The sequence below is a fragment of the Brevundimonas sp. M1A4_2e genome (assembly GCF_053345555.1).
In genome coordinates, this window is record NZ_JBKFAI010000005.1 from 10,980 (window position 1) to 25,771 (window position 14,792).

Genomic DNA, 14,792 nt, shown 5'->3' on the forward strand with positions numbered 1-14,792 from the left:
GTCCCCACCCGGCTTCGCCTTGCAGGCTCAGCCACCCTCCCCGGGACGGGGAGGGAGAGGCGCGCGTTTGGATTACGCCGCCGCCTTCAGCGTCACCGTATCCAGCGCCCGGGCCAGGTCAGCCAGGATGTCGTCCTGATGCTCCAGTCCGACCGACAGGCGCAGCAGGCCGTCGGTGATGCCAGCGGTCACGCGCGCCTCGGGCGTCATGGCGGCGTGGGTCATGGTGGCCGGGTGGGCGATCAGACTTTCAACGCCGCCCAGGGATTCGGCCAGGGTGAAGACCTCCAGCCCCTCGATGACCGCGCAGACCGCCTCGGTCCCGCCGGTCAGTTCGAAGCTGAGCATGGCGCCCGGCCCCGATTGCTGGCGCGACGCGAGCGCATGGCCGGGGTGGCTGGGCAGGCCCGGATAGTGGATGGCCTTGACCGCCGGATGCTGCTCCAGCGCCGCCGCGACCAAGGCTGCCGTCGCCTGCTGGCGCTCGATGCGGGTGAACAGGGTCCGCAGGCCGCGCAGGGTCTGATAGGCGTCGAACGGCGAGCCGGTGACGCCCAGGCAGTTGGCCCACCAGGCCAGCTGTTCATGATCGGCTGGATCGGCCGCGATCACCGCGCCGCCGACCACGTCGGAATGGCCGTTGATGTATTTGGTGGTCGAGTGGACCACGATGTCGGCGCCCAGCTCCAGCGGCCGTTGCAAGGCCGGCGACAGGAAGGTGTTGTCGGCGACCACCTTGGCCCCCACGGCGTGGGCGCGGCGACAGACCTCGGCGATGTCGGTGACGCGCAGCAGGGGGTTGGACGGCGTCTCGACCAGCACCAGCCTGCAGCGGTCGGCCAGGGCGGCGTCCAGCGCGGCGCTGTCGTTCTGATCGACGAAGGCGACGCGGAAATGCCCCTTCTTCGCGCGGGCGGTCAGCAGGCGGTGGGTGCCGCCGTAGCAGTCGTGCGGAGCGATCAGCAGGTCGCCGGGCTCCAGCAGGCTGAGCGGCAGGTCCACCGCCGCCATGCCGGTGGCGGTGATGACGGCCCCGGCGCCGCCTTCCAGCTCGGCCAGCGTCTCGGCCAGCACGTCGCGGGTCGGATTGCCCGAGCGCGAATAGTCGTATTTGCGCGGCTGGGCGAAGGCGGCGAAGGAATAGTTCGACGACAGATACAGGGCCGGCATGACCGCGCCGTGGGCCGTGTCCGTATCGACGCCCGAGCGGGCGGCGATGGTGCGGGGATCGGCAGGACGGGCGCGGCTCATTGGTCGATGTCCTTCAGTACGGAGGTCAGGATGTCGCCGACCAGTCTGTCTTCCTTCAGGAAGGCGTCGTGGCCGTAGACGGAAGCGTGTTGTTCGAAGCGCCAGAGGTTGGGCAGGCGATCGGCCAGCTCTCGCATGTCGTCGATGGGGCACAGGCGATCGGTGGTGAAGCCGACCAGGGTAACGGGCGCGCTGATGGCCTCCGGCTCGACGCGGTGGCGGTCGATGGAATCCGAAAGGGTCAGCCAGCGCGAAGGGGTGGTGCGGTCGCGATAGGCCCGGCCGCGCGAGGTCAGGTAGTCGCACACCGGATAGGCCTGGCCGGCGTGGCTGGGAGCCTCGGAATCGAAGCGGTCGCCGAACTCTTCCTGGGTGCGATAGGTGGTCATGGCCAGTTCGCGCGCCAGACCCACGGCCTGATCGATGCGACCCGTTTCAAGGCCCAGTTGCAGGATGCGACGCTGAATGCCGCGCCAGGCGGTGGCCAGCGGGTGAGGGCGGTGAGCGGCGGACACGACCACCAACTGCTCGGCCCAGTCCGGGAAGAGCTCGCCGAAGGCCAGGGCGATCATGCCGCCATAGGAACAGCCGATGAAGGCGGCGACCTTGTCCACGCCCAGATGGTCCAGAAGGTGGGCCAGCAACCGCGCCTGATCCTGGGTGGTGATGGTCAGAGGGGCTTTGGGCTCCGTCACGCCCTCGCCGAATTCCGGCGCGAAATCAAAGGCCAGGACACGGAAACGGGTCAGGTCGATCGGCGCGCGCACGCCCACGGCGCCGGACCACCAGCCCAGGCCTTTCGTTTCGGTGCGATGGACGTAACGGTCGGCGGAAATCCCGCCCGCGACCACGATCAGGGGGGCGCCCGGCTTGCCGTGCAGGCGGCCGACGACCCGCTTCTGGGTCAGGGTTCCGCCGAAATCCAACTCGAAGCCGTCCGGGATCGGAACCACGACGTCATGGGCGCCCTCGCGTTGCAGCAGTTTGGACGGGCGGCGCGCGGAAGCCGACCGACAGGCGGGCTCTTCGGCGGGGGACGCGGGGTCGATCAGGGCCAGGGTCATGGGTCTCGGTCACTCAGCAGATACGGCTCGCCAAGGAACCCATGCAGTGACAGACCTGTGGCGCGTCGCCTCGTCGACGCTCCACCCATCTCTCGCGGTCCATTCAGGCAAGCCCGAAGAACCCCGCAGGAGTTGGCACCGTTTCGGGCGGAACCCGATGGTTGCCCCGGCGTCAAAGGGCCTAATCCCTCAGCCGGTCTTGATGAGTGAGCTTACGGTGCGGTTGCGAACAGCGCCGGTCAAGCGAAAAATTTCACCCCTATCTGGCGGCGGCGCTCGACTTGAGCGGTCAAAACGGCGGTCGCGGGCTTCGTCGCGAAAAATTATTCCGGCGCGGGGTTGACGCGGCGCGGCGCCCTGGCTCACCCTAAGGCACGATTTTCAACCGGACGCCGCCTGTGCCTTACCGCCTCGCCAGCATGAAGACGACCATGATCGCCGCCTCGGCGACGGGTCTCTTCGCGTCCGCCATTACCACCACCGGTACCACCACCATGCCCTTGCGGGCGGGGACCGGATGATGCGCGCCGTCTAGGCGAGAAACGCAGAAAACCGATCACCCGCCCGGACCCCCGGGCGGGTTTTTTATTGCCTCAGATCCACTCCAGACCGCCCCAGCTCCCTCGAAATCCTCCCCCCGACCCAGCCTCCAGGAAACGCCCAATGTCCGCCTCGCTCGCCCTCGTCGCCGATCAGCCCAAACTGGTCGAACAGCTCGCTCCCGCCGCCGTCCCCGCCGCCGAAGTGGTGGTGCTCAAGTTCGGCTCCTCCGTCTTGCGAGACGCCTCTCAGGCCCCCGCCGTCGCCAGCGAAATCTACAGCCACGTCCGCGCCGGCCGTAAGGTGGTCGCCGTCGTCTCCGCCCTGGCGGGCCAGACCGACAAGCTGCTGTCGGAGGCGCGCAGCCTGGGCCTGGACCACGAGAACGAACTGCTGCCCGCCTATGTCGTGCTGGGCGAAGAGAAGGCCGCCGCCCTGGTCGCCGTCGCCTGCGATCGGGTCGGGCTGGACGCCATCGGCCTGTCGGTGCGGGAACTGGGCATCGTCGCCGAGGGGCCGAGCCAGCACGCCCGCCCGGTGTGCCTGAAAGGCGATCATCTCCAGCGGGCTCTGGAGGCGCATGAGGTGGTGGTCGTTCCGGGCTTCGGCGCCGTGCGGCCCAACGGCCGCGTCGCCCTGCTGGGCCGGGGCGGATCCGACCTGACGGCGGTGGTTCTGGCGGCTGAGCTGGGGCTGGACCGCGTGCGTCTGGTCAAGGATGTCGACGGCCTCTACGACCGCGATCCGGCTGTCAGCGCCGGGACGCCCCTGCGCTATCGCCGCGCCAACTGGGACACGGCGCGCCAGGTGGGCGGGGCGCTGGTCCAGCATGACGCCATCGACCTGGCGCAGGCCCGCGCGGTCGAGATCGAAGTGGCCGCCCTGGGCCGCGCCGAGGGCACGGTGGTCGGCGATCGCGGCGCCCCTCCCGGCCCGGTGCAGGCCGCGGCGCCGCTGAAGGTGGCCGTGGCCGGGTGCGGGGTCGTCGGCGGCGGCCTGCTCAGCCGCCTTCTGCCCGACAGCCGCTTCGAAGTCGTCGGCGTCCTGGTCCGTAATCCGAAGAAACCGCGCGACGTCGCCGCGCCGGCCGACCTGTTCACCAATGACGTGGACGCCCTGCTGGCCAAGAAGCCGGACCTGCTGCTGGAGGCCCTGTCCGAGGGCGAGGCCGGACACGCCCTGATCCGTCGCGCCTTGGAGGCGGGCTGCGACGTGGTCAGCGCCAACAAGCAGGCCGTGGCCCGCGATCCGGCGGGGCTGCAGGCCCTGGCCGACGCCCACGGCTGTCGCGTCGCCTGGTCGGCCTCGGTCGGCGGCGGCTCGCCGATGATCGAGACCCTGCGCGCCGCCCGCGCCGCCGGTCCGGTGGTCGGTTTCGAGGCGGTGCTGAACGGCACGGTCAACTTCATGCTGCAGCGTCTGGGTGAGGGGGCGACCTTCTCCGACGCCCTGGCCGACGCCCGCGCCGCAGGTTTCGCCGAGGAGGACCCGTCGTCGGACCTGGAAGGCTTCGACGCCGAGGCCAAAGTCAAACTGTTGGCGTTCGAGGCCTTCGGCCGCTCGCCCGACGCCCTGCCGCGCGATGTCCTGGCCGCCGAAACGCCGTTGGGCGAGGCGCCGGTGCGCCAGATCGGCGCTTGTTTCGACCGCGACGGCGAACTGGACGCCTATGTCCGTCTTGACGGCGCGCTTGAGGACGCGCTCTTCCTGTCGCTGAACGGAGAGCGCAACGCCTTGAAGGTCTATGGTCAGGACGGACGGGTGTGGACGTGCAAGGGGCGCGGCGCAGGGCGCTGGGCCACCACCGAGAGCGTTCTGGCCGATGTCGCCGACGTCATGCGCGCCCGGCGCGCCGCTGCGGAGCTTGTCTAGTTATGGCCGTCTTCACGCCCGTCACGCCGCAACAGGCCGACGACTATCTCATGCGCTACCCCCTCGGCGGGCTGGTCGAACTGACCCCCATCGCCGAGGGGGTCGAGAACACCAACTATCGCCTGGTGACGGATCGGGGCGCCTATGTCCTGACCCTGTTCGAGGGGCGGACCGACCCGTCGGCCCTGCCGTTCTGCCTGGGGTTGACCGGGCGTTTGGCGGCGCAAGGGTTCCCCACGCCCGCGCCTGTGGCGGATCGCGAGGGCCAGGTGATCGGTCGCCTGAATAATCGCGCCGCCGCCATCGTTGAATGGACGCCGGGCGCCTGGAAGCGTCAGCCGACGGACAAAGACCAGTATCGCGCCGGTCAGGTGCTGGCCCTGCTTCATCTGGATGCGGTCGACTATGAGGGCGTGCGCGAGAACCCCGTCGGGCCGCGCGCCTGGGCGGATCTGGCCGCGCGCTGCGATACGGTCGCTGCGGGCGAGGATCGCAGGATGCTGGAGCAGATGCAGCGCCTGCTGCCCGATCTGGCCCGACCGTGGAGCGACCCGACCTTGCCGCGCGGACCGATCCACGCCGACTACTTCCCCGACAACGTCCTGTTCGCGGTGAACGAGCATGGGGCGACGGACGTGGGCGGGGTGATCGACTTCTACTTCGCCTGCATCGACGTGCTGGCCTATGACCTGGCCATCGCGCTCAGCGCCTGGGGCTTCGACGCCGAGGGGCGACCCATGCCGTCGGCCCTGCGCGCCTTCCAGAAGGGCTATGAATCCGTGCGTCCTCTGTCGGACGCCGAGCGTCAGGCCCTGCCGGAACTCGGCGCGGCGGCGGCGGTGCGCTTCACCCTGACGCGCCTGCACGACCAGCTGTTCCACGACCCGGCCAACCTGGTCACGCCCAAGGACCCGGCGCCCTTCTTCCGGCGGCTGGACTACTGGAAGGCGGCGGAGGCGGTGTGAGGGGGCTTGGCCCATGCGAGAGGCCGCTTTGATCCCAGGCGGCGGTCCGAGGGGTTCATGCTCCGACGCTTGAATCCTCAGCAAAACGGCGGCTCGTCGGAGCCGCCGTTTCTTCATTAAGCGATGGAAGGCGCCTAGGCCGGCATACGCCGTCTCTGGACAGTCAGGGCCGCGCCGGCAGCCAGCAGGACGCCCAGCAAAATCATCGCCCACTCGCTCATGGTCGGGACAGCGGCCGGAGGCGACGAAGGCGTCGGCCCGATGAACGGCCCGGCTGCTTGAGGGCCTTGCCCCACGGATACAGCGCCGACCACGGCGTTGGCGGCGGTATCGATCACTGTGACGATGGTCGAGCCAGGGTTCGTCACATAGGCGCGATGGCCGGTCGGCGTCAGGCCGATTTCGGCGGGGTTAGGTAGCCCGACGATGGTGTCGACGATGGCGTTGGTCGCCGTGTCGACAACGATGACGTCATCCCTGTTTGTGGCGTAAACATATGCGCCGTCCGGCGTTACGGCGACGCTAGTGGGCTGACCCATGATCGCCACGGTCGTCGTCACAGCGTTGGAGCCGGTGTCGATCACATACAGTTTGGTTGTCTGATAGCTAGTGACATAGACTCGCGCGCCGTCGGGAGAAACCGCGATATCACGAGGCGAAACCATGCCGGTGATGGTGGCGCTTACGGTATTGGTGCTGGTGTTGATGACCGAAATGTCGCCGGAGATCCAGTCTCCGACATAGAGGCGGGCGCCGTTAGGGCTTATCGCACTGCCTTCAAGAAGCCCTCCAACCGGGACATTGGCGACCACGGTGTTGGAGGCGGTGTCGATGACCGAAACCTCACCGTTGACCAGGTTAACGTAGAGGCGGGACCCATTCGGGGCGATGCTCATGGCTCGGGGGCTAGCCGCCACCGACACAGTCGCGGTGACAACCTTTGACGACGCGTCAATCACCGAGACAGTGTTGGAGCCGGAATTGGAGACGTAGACGCGAGCCCCGTCGGGACTCACGGCCACCCCTTCGGGCGCCTGGCCCACGGGTATAGTGGCGATCACGGTGTCTGTGGCGACATCGATGACCGAGACGGTGTTGTCGGTTTCGTTGGCGATATAGGCCCTCTGTGCAGAGGCGGTCCCCGCGCCCGCAATGACCATCAGGCCGAGGAATGTCGCAGCAAGAAACTTGCTGAAATTTTCGATCATTGCTTTCTCCGAAGCGATCTCCAGGAGACCCCTGCTCCTTATAAGATCGCTGGAAAATCTCTGTTTTTAGTTTATGGTCAAGCTTTATTTGGCCGCGATCTGCGGTGCTCGCGCGCCTGCTTCCATAGGTCGGTCCTTCCCACGCAACGATCTCGGCGCGGGTGCTGTCGACGGGGCTCATTCCGCACGGCGCCGTGGACTTCGAGATGGAGTTCGACTTCATCGCTGGAATCCTCGTCATCCGCGTCAGCGACGGCGGCGAGCCTTACCCGGCGAACCCCTTCACCGCCGCCAGGGCGGCCTCGGGCGTGTTCTCGATCACCGTCAGTCGCTCGGGACGGTCGCCCAGGGCTCCGATGACGGGGGCCGGTTCCGGCTCGAACCCGAGCACGTCTGAGACGAAGGCGCCGAACTTGGACGGGTGGGCGGTGGACAGGGCGACGATCGGCGCGCCGTTGCGGTCCAGGCGGCGCGCGGCAGCCAGGGCGACAGCCGTGTGCGGGCAGACGATGCGGCCCCAGGCGGCGTGGGCGTGGGCGATCTCTGCCTTGGTCGTCGCCTCGTCGACCGAGACGGCAGAGACTTCGGCGCGCAAGGCGGCCAGCAGGTCGGCGGGCAGGGTGACGGAGCCTTCGCGCGCAAAGGTCTCGAAGACGGCGCGGGTCGCGTCGGCGTCGCGGCCGGAGGCTTCATAGACCAGCCGTTCGAAGTTCGACGGGGCCTGCACGTCCATGGAGACGCTGCCGCTCTCGACCGCCGGGCGGCGGGCATAGACGCCGTCGTTGATGGCGCGGGCCAGGGCGTCGTTCTGGTTGACGGCGGCGACGAAACCGGCGGCGGGCAGGCCCATCTTCTTGGCGGCGATCCCGGCGAAGGCGTCGCCGAAATTGCCGGTCGGCACCACGAAGGTCGCCGCCTGGCCCAGCTGGGCCGTGGCCGAGACGTAATAGGGAATCTGGCCCGCCAGACGGCCCCAGTTGATCGAGTTGACCGAGGACAAACGGCCCTGTTCGCGCAAGGACTCCTCGGCCAGCAGCCCCTTCACCAAACGCTGACAGTCGTCGAAGTCGCCGCGCACGGCCAGGTTCAGGACGTTGTCGGCCTCGACCGTCGTCATCTGCTTGCGCTGCACCGGCGAGACGCGGTCCAGCGGATGCAGGACGATCAGCTTGATGCGCTCGGCGCCGGCGAAGGCGCGCACGGCGGCGGCGCCGGTGTCGCCGCTGGTGGCGGTCAGCAGGGTCAGGGTCTCGCCCGTCGCGGCCAGGGCCTCGTCCGACAGGGCGGCGACCAGCTGCATGGCCAGATCCTTGAACGCCGCCGTCGGGCCGTGGAACAGCTCCAGCACGAACAGGCCGGGCTCCAGCTCGACGAGGGGGGTCACCAGCGGATGGTCGAAGCCCTGGGTCAGGCGGTCCAGGGCGCGATCCAGCGCCCCCGCAGGCAGGGCGCCGCCGATGAAGGGCGCCATGGCCGCCTTGGCGATCTCGGCGTAGCTGCGTCCCGGCCGGGTGGCGTCGACCGGCAGGGCGGGCCAGGCCTGGGGCATGTAGAGGCCGCCGTCCGGCGCGATTCCGCGCAGCAGGGCGTCCGAGAAACGGGTCGGAGCGGCGTCGCCGCGCGTCGAGAGGTAGCGATTAGCTGAATTCGTCATATCGAGGTTGTTTCTAGCCGTCGTTGGCCGCTTCGTCATGATTATTTTGCGTATGCGAAGGGAAAGTTCGCCAGATGACGCAACAACCTGGTTGCGACTGGGCGATCAGCGCGCCTCGCCCCGTCGCGACCGCTATCTCGAGGGAAAAGGGCTGGCGTCGGAGCCCCGCCCGGTTCATGTCAGGCCGATGAACCGCCGCTCTCTTTTCATTCGCGCCGGAGCCGCCGCCGCCGCCGTCGGCGGCGGATTGTGGCTCAAGGATCATGTGCTGTGGCGACGCCCCGGCGTGACCTTCGGCGCAGACGGGGGCAGCGGTTGGCTGGAGTTCGTCGCGCCCCGGACCCTGTTGCCGACCGTGCCGGTGCGGCTGGCGGGGCGCGAGCTGACGGCGCTGGTCGACAGCGGCGCCCAATATTCGGTGATCGACCGGCGACTGGTGGGCGAGCTGGCGCTGGATCGTTTCTTCGACATGCCGCTGATCGCCTATGGCGTGGACGGGCGCGCCCAGATGGGGCGAGGCGTGACGCTGGACCTGGCGTTTGGCGAGGCGCGCATCGAGCGCCTGCGCGCCGGAATTCTCGACCTTGGGCCTCTGTCGGAAGAAGAGGGGCTGGGGGCGCCGCTGATCCTGGGGCAGGATCTGCTGATGCAGGCCGGGCTGGAAATGGACCTGCGGCGACGGCGGTTGCGGCTGTTCCGCAAGGCGCAGACGGAGCTGTCGCCGGCCTATCGCGCCATGCCCGTGCGGCGGGCCGGCACCTCCCTGATCGCCGATACGGTGGTGGAGGGCTTCAGGGTTGAGGCCGTGCTCGACACCGGCTCCTCCGCCCTTCTGGCGCTGAGCGAAGGCGTCGCGCAGTCGGCGGGCCTGCTGGACGGCCGCCCCGAACGAGAAGGGTCAAGCATCGTCCTGGGCGGGGTGGCCAGGGCGCGTCTGATTAAGGCCAAGAGCGTGGCTCTGGGGCCGGAAACCTGGCGCGATGCGACGATCGCCGTCTACGCCGACCGGGCGCTGCCCAACTACCCCGACGCCCTGCTGGGCATGGAGGCGTTCGCCGGACGCGATATTATTCTCAACCTTGGCGACGGAGAGTTGCACGTGGCGCCGTTGATGGATGTGACGATTGTTTAGCTTTGCAGACTGTCAGTGCGGAGAATCCGTTTCATCCGCGGCCTGAAGGGGGATAAGCGGCCCGCATGAGCGCCTCGCCGTCCATGATGTCCGTATCGCCGGGTCAAAGGCTGGAGAGCCTGGACCTGCTGCGCGGCTTCGCCCTGTGCGGCATTCTGCTGGTCAACATCATGATGATGGGCGGCGCCTGGGACCAGTATCATCCGGACCTGCCGCCGACGCTGGCCAATCCGGACTGGTCGGCGTGGATTATTCAGCATCTGTTCGTGCAGGGGTCGATGCGGGGGTTGTTCACCCTGCTGTTCGGCGCCGGCATGCTGCTGATCACCCTGCGCGGCGAAGACGGACGCGGGACGATCCAGGCGGCGGACGTGTACTTTCGACGTTGCATCGCGCTACTGGCGCTGGGCGTGTTCAACGCCACGGCCCTGCTGTTTCCGGGCGATATTCTTTACGTCTACGGACTGTCAGGCTTTCTGCTGTTTGTTTTCCGCATGGCGCGGCCGCGTACCCTGATCGCCCTGTCGGCCGCCTTTCTGCTGCTGTTGACGGCCGAGTCGGCCGTGGTGGGCGCCTATCAGACGATTGAGGCGCGTCGCGGGTCTGAACTGGCGTTGCAGGTCGAGGCGGGCGCGTCACTGTCGGCCGAAGACGCCGAGGCCCTGCAGGCGCACAGCCGCGCCCAGCAGGCGCAGAGCCTGTCGCCGGAGGCTGTCGCTGAAGAGGTCGCCGTGCGCACCGGCGGCGTCGCTGGCCTGCTGAAGTGGAGCGTGCGGACCTGGCTGGACTATGCGGCGTCCAGCTACACCATCACCCTGGTCATTGAAACGGTCGCCTTCATGCTGTTGGGCATGGCGCTGTTCAAGCTGGGCGTGCTGGGCGGCGCCCGGTCGCTGGGGTTTTATCTGGTTCTGACGGCCTGTGGTTATGGCGTGGGGCTGGCGGTCAACGGCGGGCAGGCGGTGGTGCTGTGGCTGAGCCAGTTCTCGTCCCAGGCCTGGGCGACGCAGAGCAGCTATGAACTGGGCCGCTGCGCCATGACCCTGGGACACGTCGGCCTGTTGCTCTCTCTGTGGAAGATGAACGCTCTGGGGTTCGTCGGACGGGCGTTGCGCAACCTGGGACGGATGGCCCTGACCAACTATCTGGGACAGTCGGCGATCGGGGCCCTGTTGTTCTATGGGCTGAGCCTGTGGGGCAAGCTGGACTGGTGGGGCCTGTGGGGCGTCGCGGCGTGCATCTGGGTGGTTCAGATGACGTTCAGCGCCCTGTGGCTGCGCGCGTTCAACATGGGACCGCTGGAATGGGCGCTGCGCTGGTTCGCCTATGGGCGGCCCTCGCCGCTGAAACGCGCGAAGGCCGCCTGATCCGCTCAGTTCAAAGCTGGGAGAAGGTGTCGCAAGCGGCCGGATCGCCGGTCTGATAGCCGCGTTGCAGCCACTCGACCCGCTGGGCCGAGGAGCCGTGGGTGAAGCTCTCGGGCGAGACGCGCCCGCCGCCGCGCCGTTGCAGGGCGTCGTCGCCGATCGCCTGAGCTGTCTTCATGCCCGCCTCCAGGTCGCCCGGCTCCAGCGCCACCTGGCCGCCCGAGGCTGCCGGAGCGTTGCGCGCCCAGACCCCGGCGTAGCAGTCGGCCTGCAGCTCCAGGGCGACGGAATAGCGATTGCCCTCGGCCTTGCTGCCCGCCTGCTGCTGGGCGCGCTGCACCTGCTGGCTGGCGCCGGTCAGGGTCTGGACGTGATGGCCGTACTCATGAGCCAGGACATAGGCCTTGGCGAAGTCGGCGCTGGACCCGCCCAGCTTCTCCATCTCGCGCCAAAAGCTCAGGTCCAGATAGACCTTGTGATCGGTCGGGCAATAGAAAGGCCCCATCGCCGACTGGCCATAGCCGCAGCCCGTCGACGTGCCCTGTTCGTAAAGGACCGTGGTCGGGGCTGTGTAGCCGTTCAGCTTGGCCGTCCAAACGTCGTTGATGTTGGTGCCGACGACGTCGACGAACTGACCGGCCTGGTCCTCGGGCGTGCCGATTTGGCCCTGCTGCTCGGCCTGACCCACGCCGCCGAACTGGCTGGCGACCTGCTGGGTGGTGTTGGGGTCGATGCCGAAGACGAAATAGCCGATGGCCGCCAGCACCAGCACGCCGATGCCGCCGCCTGCGACCGCGCCGCCGCCCATGCCGCGCCGATCCTCGATCCCCCCGCCGCGCCGTCCGCCCTGCCAACGCATCTATCGCTCTCCGCTGTGTCGTCTGTTCTGAAGCTAGGCTGAAACGCAGGCGCAGGTGAAGAGATGCAAAGGCAACCTCTCCGATCCTAAGAAATCAGTGCGGGGGTCGGTTCAGCCAGGCGTCGATCTCGGGGACGCCCGCCGCGTCTTGATCCACGGGCGGCGATAGACGCTGTGGCGGGGGCAGGGGGGCTGAATAGGGCTCATACGCCGTCAGAGGCGGAGCAACGGGGACAGGGATCCGCGCCGCCTCCAACTGACGTAGGGCGAGCTCTGTCTGAAACCGCAGCCGGGCGGCGTCGGCCTCGCGCTGGTCCGCTTGCAGGCGCAGTTGCTCGATCGCTTGGCGGTGCTGTTCAGCGGCCGCCGTCTGAGGGCTGTAGCCAGCAGGCGGCGGGCCGGGCCATCCAGGCCAGGTTTGCGCCTGGGCCGAACCCGCTAGGCCCAGATGGGCGACGAACAGCGACAGGATAACCGGAAGGGGGCGCATGGAAAGAAGATGGGCATCGCGTCACTTCGCGCCAAGCGGGGCCGCAACCTCTGGCCGGAAGAGCGGTTCTAAGCGGACCCCCGATCCTTATCCTCGCAACCCAAGGAGCCTCTCACATGGCCGAAACTTCCAAGAAGACCCTGGCTGGAAAAACCATTGCTGTCCTGGCGACCGACGGGGTCGAGCAGATCGAGCTTCAGGAGCCGGTGAAGGCGCTGCGCGCAGAGGGCGCGACGGTCGAGGTGATCTCTCTGGAGCCCGGCTGGATTCAGGGCTTCGATCACCTGACGCCCGACGAGAGGATCGCAGTCGACAAGACGCTGAAGACGACGGACGCCTCTCGCTACGACGGCCTGGTTCTGCCGGGCGGAGTCGCAAATCCGGATCAGCTCCGGACGGAGCAGGCGGCGCTTAAGTTCGTCCGCGCCTTCTTCGACGCGGGCAAGCCGGTGGCCGCCATCTGTCACGCACCATGGATTCTGATCGAGGCGGGCGTGGCCGAGGGGCGCACCCTGACGGCCTACAAGTCCATCCGCACCGATCTGCGGAACGCCGGCGCAGAGGTGGTGGACAAGGAGGTGGTGGTCGATGACGGCCTGGTCACCAGCCGCTGCCCCGACGATCTGCCCGCCTTCAACGCGGCCATGATCCAGGCCTTCGCCGAGGCGCCTCGCGCAGGTCGACGCGAGGCGAAGTCGGACGAAGCGCGGCCGTCAGCCCACTAGGCCGTCAGATCGAGAAGCTGACGCCGCAGCCGCAGCTGGAGGCGGCGTTGGGATTGCGGATCACGAACTGCGCCCCCGCCAGTTCGTCGACGAAGGCGATCTCGGAATCCTTCAGGAAGGGCACGGACACCGGGTCGATCACGACGGCCTGGCCGTCGCGGCGCACCACCAGATCATCGGCCTGCGGACCGTCGACCAGCTCAAAGCGGTACTGGAAGCCTGAGCAGCCGCCGCCGTCGACGGCGACGCGCAGCAGCACCGGCTTGCCCTCGGCTTCGGACAGTTTGGACAGGCGGCGCGCTCCGCTTTCGGCCAGCGTGATGCCTTCGGGCGACCGGGTCGCGATCGACAGCGACAGGTCGCGGGCTGATTCTGTAGGTTGGACGGTGCTCACAGCCCTCTATATGAGGGTCTGACAGGCGTTCGCAAAGGCCTGTCGCCATCACGAAGTGCCGCCGCCTTGAGCCTGTCCCGCGTTTCCTACGCCGAAAACCCCGCCGCGAGCCGCGGGCGCCATGTTTTCGAGCCCGCCAGCCGCACCCGCACCGCCTTCGCCCGCGACCGGGACCGCATCATCCACGCCACCGCCTTCCGCAGGCTGAAGGAGAAGACGCAGGTCTTCGTGGCGCACGAGGGCGACCACTACCGCACCCGGCTGACGCACAGCCTTGAGGTGGCGCAGATCGCCCGGTCTCTGGCCCACGCCCTGCGGCTGGACGACGACCTGGCCGAGACGGTGGCTCTGGCCCACGACCTGGGCCACCCGCCGTTCAGCCACGCGGGCGAGGACGAACTGCACGAACAGATGAAGGCCTTCGGCGGCTTCGATCACAACGTCCAGAGCTTCCGCGTCGTGACGGAGCTGGAGACGCGCTATCCTGGCTTCCCCGGCCTGAACCTGAGCTGGGAGACGGTCGAGGGCGTGGTCAAGCACAACGGCCCGGTGGCGCACCTGCTGGCGGACCCGGCGTGGAAGGCGGTCGCCGCCTATGCGCCGGGCGGGGCGGCCGAGTGGGACCTGCGTCTGGGGACCTTCGCCTCGCTGGAGGCCCAGTGCGCGGCCATCGCCGACGACATCGCCTACAACAACCACGACGTGGACGACGGGGTGCAGGCAGGGCTGTTCAGCCTGGCCGACCTGGCCGACGTGCCGCTGATCGGACGCTGCATCGCCAGCGCGCGCGCCGACTGGCCCGACATTGACGAGCGGATGCTGCGGCTGGAAGCCGTGCGCCGGATGATCGGCGTCATGGTCGACGACGTTCTGGCAGAGACCGAAGCCCGTCTGGCCAAACACCGCATCGAGACGGTGGAGGATGTCCGCAACGCCCCCGAGACCCTGGTGCAGTTCTCGGCCGACATGATGGCGGAGCTGGCCGTCCTGCGCCGTTTCCTGTTCGAGCGGATGTATCGCCATTACCGCGTCAACCGCACCCGCAGTCAGGCGCGCCGGGTGCTGGCCCAGCTGTTCCAGCTGTTCATGGCCGAGCCGGAGGTGATGCCGCCTGAGTGGCAGGCCTCGGCCCTCACCGACGATCCGAACGCGCGGGCGCGGGCCGTGTGCGACTACATCGCCGGGATGACGGATCGTTACGCCATCGAGGTCCACAGGAAGCTGTTCAGTCTCGACCTCGCCCTCGATCTGTGATTCGAGAAGGGCTTCAC

13 protein-coding genes and 1 riboswitch are annotated in these 14,792 nt (G+C 68.2%); of the genes, 6 read left to right on the forward strand and 7 right to left on the reverse strand.

Annotation, left to right across the window (positions count from 1 at the left end; genetic code table 11):
- Window positions 1-72: 72 nt before the first annotated feature.
- Both metB and metX read right to left on the reverse strand, forming a co-directional pair.
- Window positions 73-1,251, reverse strand: a complete 1,179-nt coding sequence (gene metB / locus ACLBV5_RS11545; protein ID WP_447605771.1) for a cystathionine gamma-synthase — start codon at window positions 1,249-1,251, stop codon at window positions 73-75.
- Window positions 1,248-2,315, reverse strand: coding sequence for a homoserine O-succinyltransferase MetX (metX, locus tag ACLBV5_RS11550; RefSeq protein ID WP_253119649.1), 1,068 nt, complete (start codon window positions 2,313-2,315; stop codon window positions 1,248-1,250). Before metX ends, metB begins: the two co-directional genes overlap by 4 nt.
- A gap of 82 nt (window positions 2,316-2,397) precedes the next feature.
- Window positions 2,398-2,524: riboswitch (SAM riboswitch) on the reverse strand.
- A gap of 454 nt (window positions 2,525-2,978) precedes the next feature.
- Between metX and ACLBV5_RS11555 the strand changes: the two genes are divergently transcribed.
- Entirely contained in the window at window positions 2,979-4,727 is a 1,749-nt protein-coding gene (locus ACLBV5_RS11555; protein ID WP_447605772.1) for an amino acid kinase family protein, read from the forward strand.
- 2 nt (window positions 4,728-4,729) lie between these two features.
- On the forward strand, window positions 4,730-5,692 hold the full coding sequence (locus ACLBV5_RS11560; RefSeq protein WP_447605773.1) for a homoserine kinase: 963 nt from the start codon (window positions 4,730-4,732) through the stop codon (window positions 5,690-5,692).
- A 134-nt stretch (window positions 5,693-5,826) separates the two neighbouring features.
- Here ACLBV5_RS11560 and ACLBV5_RS11565 read toward each other — a convergent pair whose 3' ends face one another.
- Both ACLBV5_RS11565 and thrC read right to left on the reverse strand, forming a co-directional pair.
- Window positions 5,827-6,900: an IPTL-CTERM sorting domain-containing protein gene (locus tag ACLBV5_RS11565; RefSeq protein WP_447605774.1), complete on the reverse strand. Its 1,074-nt coding sequence runs from the start codon at window positions 6,898-6,900 to the stop codon at window positions 5,827-5,829.
- Between the two features lie 265 nt (window positions 6,901-7,165).
- Window positions 7,166-8,554, reverse strand: coding sequence for a threonine synthase (gene thrC, locus ACLBV5_RS11570; protein ID WP_447605775.1), 1,389 nt, complete (start codon window positions 8,552-8,554; stop codon window positions 7,166-7,168).
- A 187-nt stretch (window positions 8,555-8,741) separates the two neighbouring features.
- Here thrC and ACLBV5_RS11575 point away from each other — a divergent pair, with 187 nt between their 5' ends.
- Both ACLBV5_RS11575 and ACLBV5_RS11580 read left to right on the forward strand, forming a co-directional pair.
- Entirely contained in the window at window positions 8,742-9,686 is a 945-nt protein-coding gene (locus tag ACLBV5_RS11575) for an aspartyl protease family protein (RefSeq protein WP_447605776.1), read from the forward strand.
- A gap of 65 nt (window positions 9,687-9,751) precedes the next feature.
- Window positions 9,752-11,053, forward strand: a complete 1,302-nt coding sequence (locus tag ACLBV5_RS11580) for a DUF418 domain-containing protein (protein WP_447605777.1) — start codon at window positions 9,752-9,754, stop codon at window positions 11,051-11,053.
- 10 nt (window positions 11,054-11,063) lie between these two features.
- On the opposite strand, the gene ypfJ is transcribed toward ACLBV5_RS11580, so the two are convergent.
- Together ypfJ and ACLBV5_RS11590 are read right to left on the reverse strand one after the other, a co-directional pair.
- Window positions 11,064-11,912 carry a KPN_02809 family neutral zinc metallopeptidase gene (ypfJ, locus tag ACLBV5_RS11585; protein WP_025978393.1) on the reverse strand — a complete coding sequence of 283 codons (849 nt, stop codon included), beginning with the start codon at window positions 11,910-11,912 and terminating at the stop codon, window positions 11,064-11,066.
- 94 nt (window positions 11,913-12,006) lie between these two features.
- Window positions 12,007-12,402 (reverse strand): hypothetical protein, encoded by a 396-nt coding sequence (locus tag ACLBV5_RS11590; RefSeq protein ID WP_025978392.1) that lies wholly within the window; start codon window positions 12,400-12,402, stop codon window positions 12,007-12,009.
- Window positions 12,403-12,518: 116 nt separating this feature from the next.
- Here ACLBV5_RS11590 and ACLBV5_RS11595 point away from each other — a divergent pair, with 116 nt between their 5' ends.
- Window positions 12,519-13,127 carry a type 1 glutamine amidotransferase domain-containing protein gene (locus ACLBV5_RS11595; RefSeq protein ID WP_312448621.1) on the forward strand — a complete coding sequence of 203 codons (609 nt, stop codon included), beginning with the start codon at window positions 12,519-12,521 and terminating at the stop codon, window positions 13,125-13,127.
- A 4-nt stretch (window positions 13,128-13,131) separates the two neighbouring features.
- Here ACLBV5_RS11595 and erpA read toward each other — a convergent pair whose 3' ends face one another.
- Entirely contained in the window at window positions 13,132-13,473 is a 342-nt protein-coding gene (gene erpA / locus ACLBV5_RS11600; RefSeq protein WP_376787736.1) for an iron-sulfur cluster insertion protein ErpA, read from the reverse strand.
- An 87-nt stretch (window positions 13,474-13,560) separates the two neighbouring features.
- Between erpA and ACLBV5_RS11605 the strand changes: the two genes are divergently transcribed.
- Window positions 13,561-14,775, forward strand: coding sequence for a deoxyguanosinetriphosphate triphosphohydrolase (locus ACLBV5_RS11605; RefSeq protein ID WP_447605863.1), 1,215 nt, complete (start codon window positions 13,561-13,563; stop codon window positions 14,773-14,775).
- Window positions 14,776-14,792: the final 17 nt, after the last annotated feature.